The organism is Paraburkholderia sp. J67, assembly GCF_905220265.1.
Taxonomy (GTDB): Bacteria; Pseudomonadota; Gammaproteobacteria; order Burkholderiales; family Burkholderiaceae; genus Paraburkholderia.
Map to the genome: position 1 here is coordinate 1 of NZ_CAJMZK010000067.1, position 1,881 is coordinate 1,881.

Annotated in this window: 2 protein-coding genes; both read left to right on the plus strand. The window is 55.7% G+C overall.

What is annotated here, in order from left to right; translation table 11 throughout:
• A partial coding sequence (locus tag U5782_RS41120) for an SIR2 family NAD-dependent protein deacylase (protein ID WP_322049601.1) occupies positions 1-568 on the plus strand: 568 nt, incomplete at its 5' end.
• Between the two features lie 549 nt (positions 569-1,117).
• On the plus strand, positions 1,118-1,759 hold the full coding sequence (locus U5782_RS41125; protein WP_322049602.1) for a hypothetical protein: 642 nt from the start codon (positions 1,118-1,120) through the stop codon (positions 1,757-1,759).
• Positions 1,760-1,881 lie beyond the last annotated feature (122 nt).

The window sequence follows — 1,881 nt, forward strand, 5'->3', positions numbered from 1 at the left end:
TCGCGACACCATTCCTCATGCGGGCTACGAGTTGCTGCTCAAGTGGGCTCGCGCGAAGCACCACGGCGCTTTCGTCTACACCAGCAATGTAGATGGCCAGTTTCAAGCCGCTGGTTTCGATGAAGCGCGCATCGTCGAATGCCACGGCTCCATCCACCGTTTTCAATGTGCGCGCGCCTGCACACCGGCGATCTGGGCCGCGCCGCCCTCAATTGTGCCCGCAAGGCCCCCACGCTGTCCGCGCTGCGGCGGCAGTGCGCGCCCGAACTTTCTCCTGTTCTCCGATCCGGCGTGGATCGTTGCGCGCACCAATTCGCAGCGCCTGCGCATGGAAGTGTGGCGCATGGCTCCCATCCGTCCGGTTGTCATTGAGATTGGCGCGGGCGTTGCGCTGCCGAGCGTGCGGATGTTTGCCGAGAGCCTGCGTTTGCCGCTCGTGCGCATCAACACTCACGATTCAGACAACACCAGCGCGAGCACCCTGTCACTGCACGGTACGGCGCTCGACATCCTGCGGCGCATTGACGATTCGCTGACCACTCAAGTTGTGACGACCTACGTGCGTTGAGCTTGGGACGCAGCCAGCTTTAGCTCTGGATAAAAGGGAGCATTCGTGAACCTCAGACACCGATTTACTTCTGAGGTGCGCTTCTTGAGATGCGGGCTATTCCCTAGCATGTGATCGGTGATCAGGAGCTGCGCGGCCACATTCGGTTGCAAACCTCTGCAAGCCAGCGACGACGAATTACGCCTTTGACGGCCGCCAAACGGATATTCACGACCACAACCAGCGGTCAATCTCGCGGAGGACCGTGCCTTTAGAGCGACAACACTACGCCGCTAACGGCCATTGCTCGCATGCAGCGACGAAAGGCCGTGATGGGTCGAGTTGCGCCGGTCAGCTAAACCACTCGCGTGCGCATCGATGCAAACCGCATGCGTCCGTGCCCAGCCATAGGCGGTCATGCGACGACGCCCTCTGAATCGTTGACAATCCATCCTGTAGGGCGAAGCAAAGTAGACGTCGATGGCGGACACATAGCGCGCCGGTTCTTATCCAAAATATGAAAGCTAATAGCCCATTCAAGTAACGGGAGAAATTGGCCGTAGTCGTGGAATGGTAGCCGATGACATTGCCGTTGCTTATACCGACAACTCAGCTGGGAGCCTTGATATGCGTGAGTTCGAAAATTTGGTGAGAAAGTACGGTGGAACGATCGAGGAATTTAGAAGCCTGACGTTAATTTCGATTCCAGTCCAACTACCCGGGCGGATCGACGTAGGTTTCGCAAAAAATTATTACGCCACCTGGCTTGGTCAATTTTTTCCAATGCTTCGCCACTTTCCAATGCTAAAAGGCTTGTATATCTATGGCGATCGCGCGGAAGTCTTGTCTCGCGTCATCGGGCAGGACGCCGAGTTGTGCTCCGCACTCCGCTACATCTTCGATCAGTATGCATTCGACGTGGAATGCTCTGATATGCGGCTGATAGCCAGATTGGGTTCGTTTTATCGAACACGATCACTCGATCCGAGCAGTGGCTGGTACTTGATCTCACATCTGGAGACAGTTGCGAGGCGATTGAGCGAACTCAACTACAGCGATTTTGAAGCGACACCTAAAGCTATATGGAGCTGGGGGCCTAGTACCTTTAGAAAAATTTTCAACATAGTTGTCGCTGTGATGGTATTCCTTATTCCATTTTGCATAATTTATTTCGCCGTTCACGGTGCGCGTTCCTTGTGGATACATCCATAGATCGCACAAATTCCCAGTGTCAGCTGCCTTGGGGGCTTGACCGTCTCGCTCCGGGTCGGGTATGCCTTTCGCACCGGCAGCCGTGCCCGAGGTGATCTTCACGCTCCAGCGTTGGTCAGCGT